The organism is Streptomyces sp. NPDC054863 (genome assembly GCF_053610825.1).
Genome location: NZ_JBSGZD010000433.1, coordinates 3,889 through 4,771 on the forward strand (window position 1 = coordinate 3,889; position 883 = coordinate 4,771).

Genomic DNA, 883 nt, shown 5'->3' on the forward strand with positions numbered 1-883 from the left:
CCCTTGATGGAGCCGATGCTCGCCGAGTTCGGCCGCGTCGCGTCGCGGCTGGTCTACCGGGCGCCGCGCATCCCGGTGGTGTCGGCGCTCACCGGGCGACCGGCCGCCGGGGACGACCTGCGCTCGGCCGCGTACTGGGTGCGCCATGTCCGCGAGACCGTGCGCTTCGGGGACGTACTGCACCGGCTGGCGCGCGACGAACGGGTCACGGCCTTCGCGGAGATCGGTCCCGGCGCGCCGCTCACCGCTGCGGCCGTGTCCGACCCCGGCCCGGCCGGGGAGGGCGGGGGCGAGGGGCCGCTGTTCACGGCCTTCGTACGTACCGGGGAGGCGGAGTCCGCAACTGCTCTGGCCTCGCTCGCTCGGCTGCACGTACACGGCCTGTCGGTGGACTGGCGGCGGGTGTACGCGGACAGCGGCGCCCGGCGCGTGGAGCTGCCGACGTACCCCTTCCAGCGGCAGCGCTACTGGCTCAGCGAAACCTCCGCCCCGGCCGAGGACGACGGCGGTCACCCGCTGCTGGCGCGGCCGACCACCGTGCCCGGTACGGAACGCCTGCTGTGCACCGGCCACTTGTCCGGCGCCGCCCAGCCGTGGCTGCGCGACCACGTCGTCGCCGGGCTGTCGCTCCTGCCCGGTGCCGCGTTCGCCGAGATGGCGCTCCATGCGGGTGAGACGTGCGGGCTCGACGTGCTGGAGGACTTCGCTCTGCTCACCCCACTGGTCCTGCCGCACGATCCCGGTGACCGGGTCCAGGTCCAGGTGGTGCTCGGGGAGGCGGACGGCTCCGGCCGACGCGTCGCCGACGTCCACTCCCGCCCGGAGGAGTCGGGTGCGCTCGGTCCTTGGACGCACCACGCGACCGGGCGGCTCGGCCCTGCTG

General features: G+C 75.2%; 1 pseudogene. It reads left to right on the plus strand.

Annotated elements, in window-relative coordinates:
• Window positions 1-883 (plus strand): annotated as a pseudogene (locus ACWGIG_RS37060) (DNA-binding protein); the annotation flags it as partial.